We start from the raw sequence: 16,340 nt of genomic DNA, 5'->3' as shown, positions 1-16,340 counted from the left end.
CACTATCCTACGGGTCAGCGGTCAGCGCCGAGGCTGAGCCTCCCCAGGAAGTGCGGCTTAGCGGATTTCGGGGACCATCCGGCGAACTCGGTGACGCCGTCTCCGGTGTGCTGGGCTGAGAACGCCACCTTCGAGGGCAGCTTGACCGGGGCGGCGAAGCTGATGCTCCACCGGTGCCCCGCCTGCTGGGGTTCGCGGCCTTCGAGCATGCGCCCGGCCGAGTACATCCCGTGGACGATGGCGCTGGGCATCCCCAGAGCCTTGGCCGTGAGGCCGGAGAGGTGGATCGGGTTGTAGTCCCCGGAGACCCGGGCGTACTGTCGGCCAGCATCGGCTCCGAGTGTCCACAGGCCGGTCTTCACCGGTGCGACGAAGCCGGAGGTCGAAGGGATGGCTGCCGCGTCCTGACTTGTTACCTCATCCTGTGCCACCTCGTCCTGTTCCGCCTCCTCCTGTGCCGCCGCAGCGCCGTGCAGCGTCACAGCGCGTGACATATACGTCGACACACCCCGCCAGAGCACCTCAGCGGCCTCCGAATCCGGATCTGCTGAGGCGTCCAAGACCTCGGTCACCACATCGAACTGCGCGCCCCGTCGGTGCGGACGCAGCTGCTGCGCCGCCACACGGATCTGCACCGCCTGGCCGATCTGGATCGGCCGGTGATGATCCACCACATTGCTCAGGTGGACCATTCCCATCAGCGGAAGCGGAAAGTCGTCAGAGCCCAGCAGCCCCATCTGTACGGGGAACCCCATGATATGGACATAGACCGAAGGCAGCGCTCGGCGATGGACCCCGTCGAAGGGCTCTCCGCCGAAGAGCCGACGGTAGGCCTCTACCTCGGCCGGCGCGGCCCCCGGGTGACGGGCCACCACTCGGCGGTCCGGCAGCGCCGACACCGCCCCGCTGCGCCGCAGCGGGGCCGCCGCTGCGGTCAGTGCCGCACGGCGGTACAGCGACCCCAACCGGGGCATCTCGATCCGCGTGGTCCGGCTGCTCTGTGCAGTGCTCACGTCTCGCTCCTTACTCAGGCTCCGATGAGGTTCTGGCCGCACACCCGCAGGGTCAGCCCGGAAGTGCCCCCGGCAGAGGGCGAGGCCAGGAAGGCGATGGTCTCCGCGACGTCGACCGGCAGACCGCCCTGGTTCAGCGAGCTGAGCCGCCGGGCGACCTCACGAGTCACCAGGGGGATCTTCGCGGTCATCTCGGTCTCGATGAATCCCGGTGCCACGGCGTTGATCGTCCCGTGCCGGGATCCCAGCAGATCCTTCGACGCCGAGACCATCCCGATCACACCGGCCTTGGAGGCGGCGTAGTTGGTCTGACCGCGGTTTCCGGCGATGCCCGAGGTCGAGGCCAGGGAGACGATCCGCGGACTGTGCGAGAAGAGGTCGGAGGCCAGCAGCGCACGGTTGATCCGCAGCTGGGACTCGATGTTCACCGCGATGACCGAGTCCCAGCGGTCCTGGGTCATATTGGCCAGCAGCTTGTCCCGGGTGATCCCGGCGTTGTGGACCACGATGTCGAGCCGGCCGTGATGTTGAGCAGCGTGGGTGAGGATCTTCTCCCCGGCGTCCTCGGAGGTGACATCGAGCTGCAGTGCGGTGCCGCGCACCCGGTTCGCCGTCTCAGCGAGCTGTTCACCGGCCGCCGGGACGTCGACGGCGATGATCTCAGCGCCGTCGCGGTGCAGCACTTCGGCGATGGAGGCTCCGATCCCGCGTGCAGCGCCGGTGACCACCGCTACCTGCCCGGTCAGCGGCCGTTCCCATCCCTCGGGGCTGCGGGGCAGTTCGCCGTTGACGGTATCCACGGTGAGGAACTGTCCGTCGACATAGGCCGAGCGGCCGGAGAGCAGGAAACGCAGTGCTCCGGCGACCCCCGGGGCGTCGGCGTCGAGGTCATCGGCCAGGATGATGCCGTTGGCGGTGGCCCCGCGGCGCATCTCATGGGCCAGCGAGCGGGTGATCCCCTGGATCCCCTGCCGTGCCGCACGCACCGCAGGATCCGAGCTTCCGGCCGGATCCCGGAAGACGGTGACCACACGCCCGGAGCGGCCGACCTGCTTCAGCAGGGCGGAGAGCCCCAGCACCGGTGTCGACAGAGCGGCCGGCGTGCTCACCTCATCCAGGCAGACCACGACGGCGGCCAGCCGCTCCCCGGGGTCGGGGTGCCTGCGGACATCGAGCCCCCAGGCAAGCATGACCTCGGCGAGGCGATCGGCGACCACGGTGTCCCCTACCAGGGCCACCGGCCCGTCGATGACGGCAGCACCGGGGCGGTGCCGTCGCAGCCGCGCCGGCTGGGGCAGCCCCAACGCGCCGGAGACCCGGCGGCCCAGCGGGGTGTTGACCAGTTCGGTATAGGTGTCGCGTGCCATGGGCGCAGCGGTCACCGTCCTTCCACGATCGCGGTGATGCCCTGCCCGCCGGCCGCGCAGACGGAGATGAAGCCGAGCTTTCCGGGCTTGCCGTGGAGCATCTTCGCCAGGGAGGCGACGATGCGCCCGCCAGTGGCGGCGAAGGGGTGCCCGGCGGCCAACGAGGAGCCGTTGACGTTGAGCTTGGTACGGTCGATGCGGCCCAGCGGGCGGTCGAGCCCCAGCTTGTCGCGGCAGAACGCGCTGTCCTCCCAGGCCCGCATCTGCGCGAGCACAGTGGAGGCGAAGGCCTCGTGGATCTCGAAGTACTCGAAGTCCTCGAAGGTCAGCCCGTTGCGGGCGAGCATCCGGGCTGCGGCGTAGGCCGGGGCCATGAGGAGCCCCTCGGCGCCGTCGACGAAGTCCACAGCGGCCAGCTCGTAGTCGACGAAGTTGGCCAGCTTGGGCAGGTCGTGCGCGTCGGCCCATTCCTCGGAGCCCAGCAGCACGGCGGAGGCCCCGTCGGTGAGCGCCGTCGAGTTGGCCGCCGTCATCGTCGCCTCCTCACCGAGATCCCGCCCGAAGACCGGCTTGAGCTTGGCCAGCTTCTCCACGGTGGTGTCCGGGCGCATGATGTTGTCCCGGGAGACCCCGCGGAACGGGGTGACCAGGTCGTCGAAGAAGCCGCGGTCATAGGCGGCGGCGAGGTGCTGATGGGAGGCGGCGGCCAGCTCGTCCTGCTCCTGCCGGGTGATCCCCCAGGCGTGGGCGGTGAGGGCCATGTGGTCACCCATCGACAGTCCCGTGCGCGGCTCGGCGACACCGGGTGCCTGGGGCACCAGGTGACCGGGGCGGATCTTCGCCAGCGCCTTCAGCCGCTGGCCGGTGGTCTTGGCCCGGTTGGCCTCCATGAGGATCCCGCGCAGCGCATCGGTGACGACGATGGGAGCGTCGGAGATGGAGTCCACCCCACCGCCGATCGCCGAATCGATGCGGCCGAAGCGGATCTTGTCCGCGAGTGAGCCGATGGCCTCCATTCCGGTGGCACAGGCCATCTGGACGTCATAGGCCGGGGTCTGCGGGTCCAGCGGGGTTCCGAGGACGGACTCACGGACCAGGTTGAAGTGTTTGGAGTGCTTCTGCACCGCACCGCCGGCGACGGCGCCGAGCTGCTCGCCCTGGAGGCCGAAGCGGGCCACGAGGCCGTTGAGTGCAGAGGTGAGCATGTCCTGATTGGACACCTCGGTGTAGGCGGTGTGCGCCTTGGCGAAGGGGATGCGGTTCCCGCCGATGATCACGGCGGAGCGGTCGGTGGCCTGAGCCATGGGTGACCCTCCTGGGGCAGTGTCGGGGACGGAGTCGTAGATTTATTACTCGTCAGTATATTAGAGTAGCTGTGGCTGCCGTCACTGTCATCCTGACATGTCGCAGCCCGAGAATTCACACCCTGGACGACTTCCCCCGGCGGCTGCGCACTGCAGAACATCCAGAACGCTGCGAGCACCAGCCACGAGGCGAACTCCCGAGCACCGAAGGAGCCTCCGGCCATGACCCAGTCCACTGCATCGACCACTGCATCGACCACTGCACCGACCGGCGCCGACCCCCGCCCCGCGCTCAGCGCCGAGGAGGTCCCCCCGCGCATCGACGGTCCCGACGTCGCCGTCCTCGAAGAGCTGCTGCTGGGCCGATGGGCCGAGGACCGGCGGGCCTCGCGCAAGCTCGCCGGGCAGGAGCGCTTCCACAAGATCGAGGGGCAGACCAAGGAGGACCACCGCGAGCGCGTACTCGGTCAGCTCTTCGAGCTCGTCGCCGAGGGAGCGGTGCACCGGGCCTTCCCGCAGGAGTTCGGCGGTCAGGACAACCACGGGGGCAATATCGCCGCCTTCGAGGAGCTGGTGACCGCGGACCCTTCCCTGCAGATCAAGTCCGGTGTGCAGTGGGGCCTGTTCGGCTCGGCGGTGCTGCATCTGGGTACAGAGGAGCATCACCGCCGGTTCCTCCCCGGGATCATGGACCTCTCAGTGCCCGGTGCCTTCGCGATGACTGAGATCGGCCACGGCTCCGATGTGGCCTCGCTGGGCACCACGGCCACCTACGAACCCGCCACCGAGGAGTTCATCATCGACACGCCCTTCTCGGCGGCGACGAAGCGCTACCTGGGCAATGCCGCCCTGCACGGCAAGGATGCGGTGGTCTTCGCGCAGCTGATCACCGGTGGGGTCAACCACGGTGTGCACGCCTTCTACGTGCATCTGCGCGATGAGGAGGGCAACCCGCTTCCCGGGATCACCATCAGCGATGACGGCCAGAAGGGCGGGCTCAACGGCATCGACAACGGCCGGCTGACCTTCGAGAGCATCCGCATCCCGCGCAGCTATCTGCTCAACCGCTACGGTGACGTCGCGGCCGACGGCAGCTACTCCTCCCCCATCGAATCCCCCGGCCGCCGCTTCTTCACGATGATCGGCACGCTGGTCCAGGGTCGTGTCTCGCTGACCGGCGCTGCCGTGGCCGCCGCCAAAGTGGGGCTCTACGGGGCGATCACCTACGGCAACCAGCGACGTCAGTTCACTGCCTCCTCGCCCATCGAGGAGGAGGTGCTGATGGACTACCAGCTGCACCAGCGCCGGCTGCTGCCGCATCTGGCCACGACCATCGCGCTGAACTTCGCCCATGAGGAGCTGCTGGCCAAGTTCGACGACGTGTTCTCCGGCGCTGACGCCAGTGATGAGAACCGTCAGGAGCTCGAGACCCTGGCCGCGGCGCTGAAGCCCACGGCCACCCACCACGCGCTGCACGTGCTGCAGGAGTGCCGGGAGGCCTGCGGCGGGGCCGGGTTCATCTCCGAGAACCGGTTCACCTCGCTCTATGCCGATCTCGACATCTACGTCACGTTCGAAGGTGACAATAATGTGCTCCTGCAGCTGGTTGCGAAGCGTCTTCTGCAGGACTACGCCGCGGAGTTCAAGGACGCCGACTTCGGCGTGCTCTCCCGCTATGTGGCCTCGCAGGCGCAGTCGACCATGATGCACCGCTTCGGGCTGCGCCGGGCCCTGCAGTCGGTGCAGGACACCGGCGATGAGCGGCGCAGCGCCAACTGGTTCAAGCAGGCCGATGTCCAGCGTGGGCTGCTGGCCGACCGGGTGCGTCAGTCCGTGGCCGATGTGGCCGCCGAGCTGCGCAGCGCGGCGAAGCTTCCCCAGGCCGAGCAGGCCGCCGTGTTCAACCAGCACCAGGCCGAGATGATCGACGCGGCCAAGTCCCATGCGGACCTGCTGATCTGGGAGGCCTTCGATGAGGGGCTGCAGAAGGTCGAGCACGAGGGCACACGGGACATCCTGACCCGGCTGCGCGATCTCTACGCGCTGACCAGGATCGAGGCCAGCCTCGACTGGTATCTGCTGCACGGCCGGATCTCCACCCAGCGGGCGAAGACGCTGAGCCCTTACATCAACCGGCTGCTGGAGCGCCTGCGCCCGCATGCCCAGGATCTGGTGGAGTCCTTCGGGTACTCCCAGGATGAGCATGTGCGGATGGAGGTCTCCTCCGGCGCTGAGCAGCAGCGTCAGCAGGAGGCCGCGGAGTACTACCGGAGGCTGCGGGCCTCAGCTGAGGCACCGGTGGATGAGAAGGTGCTGCAGCGCCGTCGGCAGAAGGAGCGGCGAAGCCGCCGGTGAGCGCTCACAGGGCCCTCAGGCATGCCGGGTGACCTTGACCTCAGCGGTCAGCTGGGCCCGGCTGCCGGCCCCGGCGAGGATGCCTTTGAACGGCGTGACGTCGGCGTAGTCCCGTCCTCGTCCGACGATCACGTGATGGTCGGTGGCCCGGCTGTGGTTCGTCGGGTCCCAGCTGTGCCACCGGCCGTCCCACCATTCCAACCAGGCATGGGACTCCCCGGAGACGGTGGTGCCCAGTTCGGCCTGCGGCTGGGGATGGATGTATCCGGAGACGTATCGTGCCGGGATGCCCAGGCTGCGCAGGGCGCCGATCCCCAGGTGGGAGAGGTCCTGGCAGACACCGCGGCGTTCGGCGAAGGCGGCTTCAGCGCTGTGGTGGACTCCGGTGGCTCCGCGCTCATAGGTCATCTGCTCGCGCAGCCACCCGAAGACGGCGTGGGCCGTCTCCGCCGGCCTGCGGGCGTGTGCCGTCTCCGTCGGCCTGCGGCGGCCCGAGAGCTCCTGCGCAGCCCGGCGCACCTCCTCCCCGGGCTCGGAGAGCCGGGTCTGCGGCAGGTAGTCGCTGAATCGGTCGACGATCTCCGCGGAGGCCAGCGCCTCGGCATCGAGGGTGCCCTCCGCCTCGCCCTCACGGCGTGAGACCTCCACCAACGCCGTGGAGACCACTTCCAGGTGGGCATGGGGAATGTGCAGGTCGAAGGTATGGACCTGGGTGCCCCAGTAGTCCCGGTGGACCTCGACGCCGGGCGGATGCGGATCGACCCGCAGAGAGGACTCGAGCACCTTCTGCTCGGCATCGGAGCGCGGGGTCATCCGGGCCTCGCTGTAGGTGACCGAGACCGCGGGATCGTAGGTGTACAGGGTGCGGTGTTCCACAGAGATCCGTGCCATCAGATCAGCTCTCCTGTCCAGGCTTGGGCCACATCGTGGGAGAAGTACTTTGAGGTGATCGCGTCCGAGGCGCCCGCACAGGCGGCGCGCACCCGGTCCAGATGCTCAGGAAGCTCGCCGAGCAGATCCTCGGTGCGGTGGAATTCGAGGAACGAGCGGGCCTGGCCGATCATCCGCAGAGAATCGTCCATATGTCCCAGCCGGCTGGAGACCGGGTCCAGAGAGCTCAGCGACTTCTCCGCCCCGCGCAGTGAGGAGACGATGGACCGCGGGAAGAGCCGGTCCAGCAGCAGGAACTCCGCGGCGTGGGATTCGTCGAACCCGGCCGGGCGGCTGCGCAGGAAGGACTCATAGGCACCGGCGCAGCGCAGCATATTCGCCCAGGACAGCCGGAAGGACCGCTCATCACCGGTGGCCAGCATGCGGGCCGTCATATCCGCCCGCTCCAGGCACCGCCCCAGGGACAGGAACTGCCAGGAGTCATCCCGGCTCATCGTCGAATCGGCCATGCCCCGCACGGTAGCGGTGCGTTCCACCACCCAGGTGCACAGCCGGTAGGCCCCGACGACGTCCTGGCGGTGGCCGCTGAGACCGTTCCAGGTGGTGTTCAGCGCCTCCCACACCGGCGAGGAGACTGTCTCGCGAGCCCGCCGCGCGTTCTCCCGGGCCGCTCCGAGGCTGCCGGCGATCGAGCTGATGCGAGTGCGGTCGAAGGCCAGGCGATGGAGGACCTCACGCAGATCACCGCTGGGCTCGCCGCCGTCCTCCGGTGCCGCTCCCATCACGGCCATCAGGTTCCCGGAGACGGTGGCCCGTTCGTGCGGGGGCAGCTGGTTCAGCCGCTCCAGGTGGACGTCGAGGATCCGGGCGGTGCCGTCGGCGCGCTCGACGTAACGACCGATCCAGAAGAGTGACTCGGCGATGCGGCTCAGCATGTCTGGGCCCCTCCTGTGTGCTCCTCGTCCGGCTCGCAGGCCTCATGGGCCGGCGAGACGGTCTGCTGTTGCTGCTGCTCATCATGGGGATCTGCGAAGGGGTCTGCGCCGCGGTCCACCGCCTGATAGGCCGAGGGCCAGACCCGGGGCACGCTGCTGACCGGCCGCGGCGTCCAGGGCACGGCGGAATCCGGGGTGCTGTCCTCGTCGGAGTCTCCGGCGAGCACCCAGGTGTCTTTGGAGCCGCCGCCCTGCGAGGAGTTGACCACCAGGCTGCCCTCCTCCAGGGCCACCCGGGTCAGCCCGCCGGGCAGCACCCAGACGTCATCGCCGTCGTTGACCGCGAAGGGACGCAGGTCCACATGCCGCGGGCCGATGGCCGATTCGGCGAGCGTGGGGACCGTGGAGAGCTGCAGCACCGGTTGGGCGATCCAGCCGCGGGGGTCCTGGAGGACTTTGCTGCGCAGCTCGGCGAGCTCTTCGGCACTGGCCTGCGGGCCGATGACCAGGCCTTTGCCGCCGGAGCCGTCCACGGGTTTGAGCACCAGCTCATCCAGGCGGTCCATGACCTCCTCCCGCGCCTCGGGCTCCTCTAGGCGGAAGGTCTCCACATTGGGGATGATCGGCTCTTCACCGAGGTAGTAGCGGATGATGTCGGGGACATAGGTGTAGACCAGCTTGTCATCGGCCACCCCGTTGCCCACCGCGTTGGCGATGGTCACGTTCCCGGCGCGGGCGACGTTGACCAGCCCGGGGACTCCGAGCATGGAATCGGCACGGAACTGCAGGGGGTCGAGGAAGTCATCGTCGAGGCGCTTATAGATCACATCGACCCGTTGTTCGCCCGCTGTGGTGCGCATATAGACCCGGTTTCCCCGGCAGACCAGGTCACGGCCCTCGACCAGCTCCACACCCATCATCCCGGCCAGCAGCGTGTGCTCGAAGTAGGCGGAGTTGTAGACCCCGGGGGTCAGCACCACCACTGTGGGGTCATGCACACCTTCCGGTGCGGTGCGCCGCAGGGCCCAGAGCAGGCGGCGCGGGTACTCCTCCACCGGGCGGATCCCGGTGCCGGAGAACACCTCGGGCAGCCCTTTGGCGATGGCGGTGCGGTTCTCCAACACGTAGGAGACTCCGGAGGGCACCCGTACATTGTCCTCGAGCACCCGGAAGTTCCCGGCGTCATCGCGCACCAGGTCGATGCCGGAGATATGCACCCGCACACCGGCCGGGGTCGAGAACCCGTGGACCTCGCGGTGGAAATGCGCGGAGGAGGTGATCAGAGTGCGCGGGACGACCCCGTCGCGGACGATCTCCATCCGTCCGTAGACATCGTTGAGGAAGGCCTCCAGCGCCCGGACCCGCTGGGCCACGCCCACGGAGAGGGTCGACCATTCGGCGGCGGGGATCACGCGGGGGACGATATCCAGCGGCCAGGCGCGCTCCTCTCCGGCGAAGTCGAAGGTGACGCCGCGGTCGAGGAAGCTGCGGGCCATGGTCTCCATCCGCGCTTCGACGTCGGAGAGGCTCAGCGTGGCCAGCACGTCGTCCACCCGGCGGTAGTCCTCCCGCAGGGTGCCCTCACGGGTGAACATCTCGTCATAGGCCGTGGACCTGGCCATACCGGCCGAATAGTCAGCGAAGAGATCTCCCATGCGTTCACCTTTCCATCTCTGCGGGGCGATGTCATGCGGGCACCGCTGCCCAGCGCTGCGTGTCGGAGCAGGGTTTGGCCCCAGCACCGGGCGGAGGCTTCAATGGTGATCATGCCCACCAGCGATGCCACGCCAGAGTCCACCACCCAGCACAGCGCCGACCCCAGCATCGAACCCAGCGCCCCACCCCGCACCGATCCCGGTGCCGAGACTCCCCCAGAGCCGTTCCCCCGCGCTGACGAGGAGAATCTCCGCCGGGATGAGGCCGCCTCACGATCGGCTGAGCTGAGCGTCACCGACTACGAGGTCGAGGTCGATCTCTCGGACGCCGCCGCCGAGGGCGCGTTGAGCTACCCGGTGACCACGCGCATCTTTTTCCACAGCCGCCAGCCCGGCGGCAGCACCTTCCTGGACTACCTCGGGGAGTCTGTGGAGCATCTGCAGCTCAACGGGCGCAGCCTCGACATCGCCTCCCACGTGGGAGCGGCACGAATCCTGCTGCCGGACCTGGAGGCGGAGAATACCGTGGAGATCCACTCAACCTCCCGGTTCTCCCGCTCCGGAGAGGGGATGCACCGCTTCGTCGACCCCTCCGACGGGCAGGTCTACCTCTACACGCAGTACGAACCGGCCGATTCGCGCCGCGTGTTCCCCGTCTTCGAACAGCCGGACCTCAAGGCCCGGTTCCGCTTCTGCCTGATCGGCCCGGCGCAGTGGCAGCTGCGCTCCAACGGTGCGGAGATCTCCCGTGAGCCGGTGGAGGGCACAGCGGCAGGGAGCGAGGCCGAGCTGGTCCGGGTACGCTTCGCCGAGACAGCGCCGATGTCCAGCTACATCACCGCCCTGCTGGCCGGGCCATACCACCTGGTGCAGAGCAGCTGGGCCGGTGCGCAGACCTCCGAGGGCATGACGGGGCCGGTCGCACTGACCGTGCTGTGCCGCGAGTCCATGGCCGAACACTTCGACGCCGAGGAGATCCTGGACCTCACCCGCGCCGGGCTGGACTTCTTCCACGCGGAGTTCGACTACCCCTATCCGTGGGGCAAGTACGATCAGGTCTTCGTCCCGGAGTACAACCTCGGGGCGATGGAGAACCCGGGGCTGGTCACCTTCACCGAGGCCTATGTCTTCGACACCGCCGCCACGGACGCCCAGCGGGAGACCCGGGCGAACACGTTGATGCACGAGATGGCGCATATGTGGTTCGGCGACCTGGTGACGATGCACTGGTGGGACGACCTGTGGCTGAAGGAGTCCTTCGCCGATTACATGGGCTCCTTGGCCGTGGATGAGGCCACCGGATGGGAGACCTCCTGGATCAGCTTCGCCAATGCCCGCAAGGCCTGGGCCTATGTCCAGGACCAGCTGCCCACGACCCATCCGATCGTCGCGGACATCACAGACCTCGAGGCGGCGGATCAGAACTTCGACGGCATCACCTACGCCAAGGGCGCCTCCGTGCTCAAACAGCTGGCCGCTTTCGTCGGCCGCGAGGCGTTCCGTGAATCGGCGCGCCGGTACTTCCGGCGCCATGCCTTCGCCAATGCCTCCCTCGGGGACTTCCTCGATGTGCTCGAGGAGGTCTCCGGCCGGGATATGCGGGCATGGTCCCGGGCCTGGCTGCAGACCGCCGGGGTGCCGGTGCTCACCGCGGACACCGTAGGCCCGGGCGACGGCCACCCCGGCGACCAGCCCGAGGGCCCGCAGGTGGTGATCACCCAGCACGGCGTGGACCCCGCCACCGGAGAGGTGGTCAACCGGCCGCATGTGGTCGAGGTCGGTGTCCACGTGCTCGACGAGCAGACCGGAGCACTGCATCGGCATGATGCGGTGCGGCTGAGGCTGACCGCCGAGGCCGCTCAGGGGCGAACGACCGTGGACGGCCTGAGCCTCCCGGCGGAGAATGTGACGCGGCTGCTGCTGCCCAATGAGCAGGACCTCACCTATGCCAAGCTCAGTCTGGACGTCGGTTCTGTGGCCGCGGTGCTGCGTCATCCCATCGCCGATCCCCTGGCCCGCGCCACGGTCTGGGCTGCGGTGTGGTCCATGGTCCGAGACGGGGAGCTGCCGGCACGGACCTTCGTGGAGGCGGTGATGACGCTGGGACTGCAGATCGAGGAGGTCGTCGTCGTACAGTCGCTGCTGCGCCAGGCCGATACCGCCGTGGCGCGCTTCGCCGCCCCGCAGGAACGCGGTGAGCTCACCGACCGGCTGGCTGCCCGGCTTGCGGCGTTCCTCACTGAGGTCGACGGCGGGGACGCTCAGCGTGCTGCCGCCCGTGTGCTGGCCTCACTGTCCCGGCGCACCGACTCCCGGCTGGACCTGCTCGGTGTCCTGCTCGACGGCGACGCCGCGGCCTCGGGGATCAGCGGGCTGGAGGTCGACGACGAGCTGCGCTGGGCCTTCCTGCAGGCCCTGGCCGCACACGGACGTCTCGGCGCGGATCAGCTGGATGCTCAGCTGCGGCGCCGGACGACGGCTCGCACGCGGATCGCGCACCGTCTGGCTCTGGCGGCACGTCCGGAGCCGCGGGTGAAGCGGGAGGCCTTCGCCCAGGCGATCAGCGGAGTCGATGCTGAGGGTGAGGAACTGTCCAATGATCACCTCACCGCCGTGGTCGAGGGCTTCCGCTGCGGCACCGGGGAGCTGACCGCGGGCTACGACGAGGACTATTTCGCCGCGTTGCGGCCGGTGTGGTCACAGATGAGCCAGGGGCAGGCCACCCGGGTGATCGACGGGCTGTTCCCGATGGAGCAGAAGCTGCCGACCGGTACGGCGCCAGAGGATCATCCGATGGCCCGGCGCACCGCCCGGTGGTTGACGGAGAACCCGGACGCCCCGGCCGCACTGCGCCGACTGCTCATCGAGTCCGAGGATGCCCTGCTGCGCTCGCTGCGCGCCCAGCAGGCCGCCCAGAGCTGATCCTTGCGCTGGCCCTTGCACTGGGCCTTGCGCTGAGCTCTCGAACCGAGGAGCAGGGCACTCAGGCCCTCATCTGCCCGCACCGCGGATGAGGGCCTCGTTCTCCTCCTCGCGGCGGCGTTGGCGCTTCTCGCGACGACGATCGTTGAGCAGACAGATGCCGATGGCGATCACGAAGAGCAGCGTCAGCGGACCCATGATGAAGAACATGGTCATCGCCTCGCCGCCTGGGGCCGCCAGCGCGGAGACCACGGCGATGAACATCACCGTGCCGCGCCAGCTCTTGAGCACCCGTTTGCCGGTGATCAGGCCCATCATGTTCACCCCGACCAGCACCACCGGGATGATCATGGCCACACCGAAGGCCAGAGCGAAGTTCAGGACGAAGGTGAAGTACACGTCCGGGGCGATGATGTTGTCCGTGCCCTCGGGGTTCAGGCTGAAGAGGAACTGCACCGCCCGCGGCAGCACCACGTAGGAGAGCACCACTCCCCCGACGAACAGCGGCACCGCAGCGGCGATGAAGCCGATGGCGTAGCGCTTCTCCGTCTTCTTCAGCCCGGGCATGATGAACGCCCACAGCTGATACAGCCACACCGGGGAGGACACCACGATCCCGACGAAGATGGAGATGCGGATCATCAGGTCCAGCGGCTGGCCGATGGTGTTGAAAGCGATGGCGGTATTGCGGCCGCCGCCGACGTCCCCGTATTCGAGGACGGGTTCGGTGATCAGCCCGAAGAGCTGGTCATAGAAGAGGAAGCCCACCACGGCACCGGCCAGGATTCCGAGTGCCGCGATGATGAACCGGTTGCGCAGCTCCCGGATGTGCTCCTTCAGCGGCATGTTCCCCTCAGGGTCACGCCGTCTGCGCCGCCGCCGTCCCGATCTCAGCGGAGCAGACTCCGCTGACAGTTCTGTGCTCGACATCAGCCTCAGCTGTGCCGGGGGTGCTGCTCAGCCTCAGTGGGCTCAGCCGGGGACGGCTCGCCGTTGACCACCGGGCCCTCGACGGTGCGGTGGCGGGATCCGCCGGCCTCACCGTCACGGCCCTGCTGCTGGCGGTCGCCGTGCTGCCCGGCTTCGCCGCGGTCGTCCTCCTCATTGAGGGAACGTACTTCCGATTTGAAGATCCGCATGGACTGACCCACGGATTTCGCCAGGCCGGGGAGCTTGGGCGCACCGAAGAGCAGCAGGATCAGCAGGGCGACGATGGCCAGTTGCCAGCCGGTGATGTTCATGGTGCGGTCCTTTCGTCATCGGCCTCCAGCATACGGGACTGCTCCTGGATGCGCCGGAGGCGCCGCTGTCCGCGCACCAACCTGTCCCGCAGGGAGTCCACCGCGTTCTGCGGTGCGCACAGGATGATCTCGCCCTCAGCATCTATGATCATACGCTCCAGGGTCTCCTGGGAGGGCAGCCGGATCTCGGCGAAGAGTCCGCCCTCCGCGGAGTCCGCGGCCCGTTCCGGCGCCCAGCCCCGCACTGTGGCGACCGCGGAGGGTGCAGCCCAGACCACCGCGCGCAGGTCTCCCTCGGCGGGCACCGCGGGCGGACGGGGTTCCTGTGCGGCCAGGGCCAGGGCCTCGGCGCCGATCCGGGTCTGCGGAAGCGGCCGGGCGCGGCGAATCCGGCTGATCCGGAAGTGCCTCTCGGCCTGCGCGTCATGGCACCAGGCCTGCAGGTAGCTGCCGCGGCCGTCATGGATCAGGTGCACCGGGTCGACGCGCCGGGTGCTGGCGCGTCCCTGCCGGTCTTCGTAGTCGATCTCCACGCTGTGGCCGTCAGGCACCGCGGCGCCCAGTATCTGCAGTGTGCGCTGCACGGCGGGATCGTTCTCCACGGTCCAGGCCACGCTCAGCGAGGCCGCGGCATCGGCGACTGCCTCCGGCACGATGCCGCGGACCTTCTCCCGCAGGCTCCGGGCGGCGGCGCTCTGCTCGGCCGAGTCCTCGGCGGCGAGGAGCCCCTCGAGGCCGATGAGCAGCGACAGCGCCCCCGGTGTGCTCAGGTGCAGCGGACGGGCCATCACTGCGCTCATCCGCCCGGCGGGAAGCCGGATGCTGATCACGGGATCCTGCGGGATCAGCTGCTGGGTGAAGTCGCGTCGACTCAGCGGGATCTCCGGGGTGAGGTCGATGAACTCGCCGAAGCGGTCGGCGTCGAAGCTGCCGGCCTGCTGCAGGGAAATCAGGTCGCGGTGCAGCTGTTGCGGGGTGAGCGCGAACCGCTCAAGCAGCGTGGACAGCCGGGCCCCACCGGTGGACTCCAGATGCGCGGCCATGTTCAGCAGCCGGGCGATCTTCCGCGGGGCGGCGTCTGGGGTCTTGGCGGCCCTCACCGCAGGAAGTGCCGCAGGCGGGCTCGGCAGCTGCTGGTGGGCCCGCGCCACGGCGTCGAGACGCGCGCGCAGCAGGTCACGGAGTCGGCGGTCGGAGAGTCTGCGGATCTCTTCGAGCCCCACAGCGGACGCGGTGACGGCGGCTTCCAGGGGGACGAGCGCAGGCTCGGCACTGTCACCGAGCGCGTCGAGATATGCGGTGGCCTTCCGGTGGAGCTCCTCGGTGCCAGCGTTCGCCGTCTGCTGCTGCGCGGCACGGTCCTGCTCGGTCCACCCTTCGTCAGGTGCGGCCAGTGCGCTGATCTCCCCGCGGATACGGTCCAGCCGGAAGATCCGCACCGCCTGGCGGTCCAGGTCATAGCCGACCAGGTACCAGCGTCCGCGCACGCCCCACCCCCAGCTGAGCACTCGCCGGGTCTGGGTGCGCCGGGTTCCGCGGGCTGCGTAGTCGAAGGTGACCGGTGCACCGATCCCTTGGGTCAGCAGCGCTTGGACGTGGTCGATCTCCTGGTCCTCACCCCAGCGCACACGGTGAGGCGGAGCGACGCCGCCTGACAGCGACGTCTGCTCACTCGATGAGGGCTCCGGCGACTCCCCTGCCCCTCGGCTGAGCCGACTGCGGTCGTCCAACGCGCCGACGACCTCCCGAATGCTCTGCTGGGCGCGGCTGCCGGACCACAGCAGGGTCACTCGCCGCAGAACGGCAGCCTCCTCGGCGGTGAGTTCGATCCCGGGCAGACCATAGCTCTCCGGGTCGATCAGATACCGGTGATCGTGATCCCCCCGGCGGGAGGCGTCATGGGGCAGCCGCTCGTCGATCTCGATGCCGTTGCGCCGCAGGTAGCGCTTATCACGGCTGAACATCTGCTCGAAGGCATCTACAGAAGACCCTGCGGAGGAGTCGTACAGGTCCACCCGAGAGCGGATCTCAGCCTTGGTGAGGCCGCTGGGCGCGGCGTCGAGCAGAGTGGCCGCCAACGAGAGGGCGCGGCTGACCCCCAGGTCCGCGGAGACGTCCTGCGCGGCCTCACCGGTGGACATCAGCGGGACTTGCGCACGCCGACCAAGTCCACGACGAAGATCAGCGTCTCGTTCGGGCCGATGGCCGCGCCGGCGCCCTGCTCTCCGTAGGCCAGGTGCGGCGGAATCTCGAAGCGACGACGCGCGCCCTCCTGCATCCCGATCAGCCCCTGGTCCCAGCCGGTGATGACCTGGCCGATGCCGGCGGTGAAGTCCAGCGTCTGACCGCGGTTCCAGGAGGCGTCGAACTCCTCACCGGTGGACCAGCTGACTCCGACGTAGTGGCAGGAGACCTGGTCGCCGGGCTCCACAGCGGGGCCGGAACCAGCGATGATCTCCTCGATGACCAGCTCCTCGGGCGGGGTCTCACCGGGGAACTCCACCTCGGGGCGGCTGCGGTCATAGCTGCGCTGTCCGAATGACATACGGTGTGCTCCTTCTCAAGAACGTCTCACGATATAGGGATCTGAATATGAGGCTCTGAATATGGGGTTCTGACTAGCGGTGTGGATAGGGGACCTGACGAACCCAGGAGCG

General features: G+C 68.6%; 12 protein-coding genes. 2 read left to right on the top strand and 10 right to left on the bottom strand.

Annotation, left to right across the window (positions count from 1 at the left end; all coding sequences use genetic code 11):
* Nucleotides 1-14 precede the first annotated feature (14 nt).
* The 3 genes from RIL96_RS03565 to RIL96_RS03555 are packed head-to-tail and all read right to left on the bottom strand — an operon-like array spanning nt 15 to nt 3,684.
* The gene (locus RIL96_RS03565) at nt 15-1,013 is read right to left on the bottom strand and encodes a MaoC/PaaZ C-terminal domain-containing protein (protein WP_310547623.1); all 999 of its coding nucleotides are present in this window, start codon (nt 1,011-1,013) and stop codon (nt 15-17) included.
* Between the two features lie 14 nt (nt 1,014-1,027).
* The gene (locus tag RIL96_RS03560; RefSeq protein ID WP_310547715.1) at nt 1,028-2,380 is read right to left on the bottom strand and encodes a 3-oxoacyl-ACP reductase; all 1,353 of its coding nucleotides are present in this window, start codon (nt 2,378-2,380) and stop codon (nt 1,028-1,030) included.
* Nucleotides 2,381-2,391: 11 nt separating this feature from the next.
* Nucleotides 2,392-3,684 (bottom strand): acetyl-CoA C-acetyltransferase, encoded by a 1,293-nt coding sequence (locus tag RIL96_RS03555; protein WP_310547622.1) that lies wholly within the window; start codon nt 3,682-3,684, stop codon nt 2,392-2,394.
* A gap of 222 nt (nt 3,685-3,906) precedes the next feature.
* On the opposite strand from RIL96_RS03555, the gene RIL96_RS03550 reads away from it, so the two are divergent.
* Nucleotides 3,907-6,039 (top strand): acyl-CoA dehydrogenase family protein, encoded by a 2,133-nt coding sequence (locus RIL96_RS03550; protein ID WP_310547621.1) that lies wholly within the window; start codon nt 3,907-3,909, stop codon nt 6,037-6,039.
* A 15-nt stretch (nt 6,040-6,054) separates the two neighbouring features.
* Here the strand turns inward: RIL96_RS03550 and RIL96_RS03545 are convergent, their stop codons facing one another.
* Genes RIL96_RS03545 through RIL96_RS03535 form a run of 3 tightly spaced genes read right to left on the bottom strand, consistent with a single transcriptional unit; the run spans nt 6,055 to nt 9,520 of the window.
* On the bottom strand, nt 6,055-6,930 hold the full coding sequence (locus RIL96_RS03545) for a transglutaminase family protein (protein WP_310547620.1): 876 nt from the start codon (nt 6,928-6,930) through the stop codon (nt 6,055-6,057).
* A complete protein-coding gene (locus tag RIL96_RS03540; protein WP_310547619.1) occupies nt 6,930-7,865 on the bottom strand; it encodes an alpha-E domain-containing protein in 936 nt (311 codons plus the stop codon). Before RIL96_RS03540 ends, RIL96_RS03545 begins: the two co-directional genes overlap by 1 nt.
* Complete coding sequence (locus tag RIL96_RS03535; RefSeq protein ID WP_310547618.1) at nt 7,859-9,520, bottom strand: circularly permuted type 2 ATP-grasp protein; 1,662 nt, start codon at nt 9,518-9,520, stop codon at nt 7,859-7,861. Before RIL96_RS03535 ends, RIL96_RS03540 begins: the two co-directional genes overlap by 7 nt.
* A 111-nt stretch (nt 9,521-9,631) precedes the next feature.
* Between RIL96_RS03535 and pepN the strand changes: the two genes are divergently transcribed.
* Nucleotides 9,632-12,442: an aminopeptidase N gene (gene pepN, locus RIL96_RS03530; protein WP_310547617.1), complete on the top strand. Its 2,811-nt coding sequence runs from the start codon at nt 9,632-9,634 to the stop codon at nt 12,440-12,442.
* A 69-nt stretch (nt 12,443-12,511) separates the two neighbouring features.
* On the opposite strand, the gene tatC is transcribed toward pepN, so the two are convergent.
* From tatC to RIL96_RS03510, 4 genes are read right to left on the bottom strand one after another with little or no spacing between them, the layout of a single operon-like run.
* Entirely contained in the window at nt 12,512-13,372 is an 861-nt protein-coding gene (gene tatC / locus RIL96_RS03525; protein WP_310547616.1) for a twin-arginine translocase subunit TatC, read from the bottom strand.
* A 5-nt stretch (nt 13,373-13,377) separates the two neighbouring features.
* Nucleotides 13,378-13,683, bottom strand: a complete 306-nt coding sequence (locus RIL96_RS03520) for a twin-arginine translocase TatA/TatE family subunit (RefSeq protein WP_310547615.1) — start codon at nt 13,681-13,683, stop codon at nt 13,378-13,380.
* Nucleotides 13,680-15,824: a WYL domain-containing protein gene (locus tag RIL96_RS03515; RefSeq protein ID WP_310547614.1), complete on the bottom strand. Its 2,145-nt coding sequence runs from the start codon at nt 15,822-15,824 to the stop codon at nt 13,680-13,682. Before RIL96_RS03515 ends, RIL96_RS03520 begins: the two co-directional genes overlap by 4 nt.
* Nucleotides 15,824-16,228 (bottom strand): FKBP-type peptidyl-prolyl cis-trans isomerase, encoded by a 405-nt coding sequence (locus RIL96_RS03510; protein ID WP_310547613.1) that lies wholly within the window; start codon nt 16,226-16,228, stop codon nt 15,824-15,826. Before RIL96_RS03510 ends, RIL96_RS03515 begins: the two co-directional genes overlap by 1 nt.
* Between the last annotated feature and the right edge of the window lie 112 nt (nt 16,229-16,340).

The organism is Nesterenkonia aerolata (genome assembly GCF_031470965.1).
GTDB lineage: Bacteria > Actinomycetota > Actinomycetes > Actinomycetales > Micrococcaceae > Nesterenkonia > Nesterenkonia aerolata.
Note: the sequence above shows the minus strand (reverse complement) of the source record. Positions and strands in the feature narration are given on the sequence as shown.

Excerpts from the sequence above, each read along its gene's own strand:
- RIL96_RS03535 (WP_310547618.1), bottom strand. The coding sequence starts at position 9,520 with ATGGGAGATCTCTTCGCTGACTATTCGGCCGGTATGGCCAGGTCCACG.
- RIL96_RS03560 (WP_310547715.1), bottom strand. The coding sequence starts at position 2,380 with ATGGCACGCGACACCTATACCGAACTGGTCAACACCCCGCTGGGCCGC.
- RIL96_RS03520 (WP_310547615.1), bottom strand. The coding sequence starts at position 13,683 with ATGAACATCACCGGCTGGCAACTGGCCATCGTCGCCCTGCTGATCCTG.
- RIL96_RS03540 (WP_310547619.1), bottom strand. The coding sequence starts at position 7,865 with ATGCTGAGCCGCATCGCCGAGTCACTCTTCTGGATCGGTCGTTACGTC.
- RIL96_RS03550 (WP_310547621.1), top strand. The coding sequence starts at position 3,907 with ATGACCCAGTCCACTGCATCGACCACTGCATCGACCACTGCACCGACC.
- RIL96_RS03545 (WP_310547620.1), bottom strand. The coding sequence starts at position 6,930 with ATGGCACGGATCTCTGTGGAACACCGCACCCTGTACACCTACGATCCC.
- RIL96_RS03510 (WP_310547613.1), bottom strand. The coding sequence starts at position 16,228 with ATGTCATTCGGACAGCGCAGCTATGACCGCAGCCGCCCCGAGGTGGAG.
- pepN (WP_310547617.1), top strand. The coding sequence starts at position 9,632 with ATGCCCACCAGCGATGCCACGCCAGAGTCCACCACCCAGCACAGCGCC.
- RIL96_RS03555 (WP_310547622.1), bottom strand. The coding sequence starts at position 3,684 with ATGGCTCAGGCCACCGACCGCTCCGCCGTGATCATCGGCGGGAACCGC.
- tatC (WP_310547616.1), bottom strand. The coding sequence starts at position 13,372 with ATGTCGAGCACAGAACTGTCAGCGGAGTCTGCTCCGCTGAGATCGGGA.
- RIL96_RS03515 (WP_310547614.1), bottom strand. The coding sequence starts at position 15,824 with ATGTCCACCGGTGAGGCCGCGCAGGACGTCTCCGCGGACCTGGGGGTC.